This is a genomic window from Vibrio sp. 03_296, assembly GCF_002265885.1.
In genome coordinates, this window is the sequence record NZ_NPKW01000236.1 from 1 (window position 1) to 860 (window position 860).

Here is an 860-nt window from a genome sequence, read left to right on the forward strand (position 1 = left end):
ACCTTATTCCTAGTCGCGATGCTGCAAAATCAGCCGTCGCGACAAAAAACCGGAGATGCCTTCTTAGAAGAGCAAGAGTCGGAAATTCCTCAAGGCGTCAGCAATCCCAAAGCCGCAATGTGGATCGTCATTGGTCTGATCCTTTTACCACTCGCGGCCGATATGCTAGTGGATAATGCGGTCATCATTGCGAAATACTTTGGCATGAGATGACTTGGTGATTGGTTTAACCATTATTGCCGTGGGCACCAGCCTGCCAGAACTGGCCGCCTCTTTGGCGGGTGCTCTGAAAGGTGAAGATGACATGGCGGTCGGTAACATCATCGGCTCCAACGTCTTCAATATTCTTGCCGTGATGGGGATCCCCGGTATTCTCAACCCGTCATTTATTAGTGAATACGCAATGGGACGTGATTTTKGGGTAATGCTGGCGATTTCCTTACTTTTGGTTGTCATGGCATGGGCAAATCTCGTCAGAATTAGCGTACGGAAGGTGGTATTCTACTGACCTGCTTTATCGGTTATCAGGCCTATCTGTTAATGAACATGGCAGCGTAAGACTGTCTCGCTAGGAGTACACATGACCCTGTCCTTTGATTATCGTGCAGTAGCAAAACAAGTGTTAGCCACGGAAATACGCGGTCTTGAGCAGTTGTCGCAATATTTTGATGAGCAATTTGAGCAAGCGTGCGAATTAATCCTGAATAACGCCGGAAAAGTGGTTGTTATGGGGATGGGGAAATCTGGTCATATCGGGAAAAAGATCGCCGCCTCGTTAGCCAGCGACCGGCACTCCTCTGTTTCTTTGTTCGATCCAGGGGAAGCTTCGCACGGTGACTTAGGAATGATCGAACGTGGGG

At 48.8% G+C, this 860-nt stretch carries 2 pseudogenes; both read left to right on the plus strand.

Features of this window, described 5'->3' with window-relative positions:
- Window positions 1-558: pseudogene (locus tag CIK04_RS23640) on the plus strand (calcium/sodium antiporter); the annotation flags it as partial.
- 22 nt (window positions 559-580) lie between these two features.
- Window positions 581-860 (plus strand): annotated as a pseudogene (locus CIK04_RS23645) (D-arabinose 5-phosphate isomerase); the annotation flags it as partial.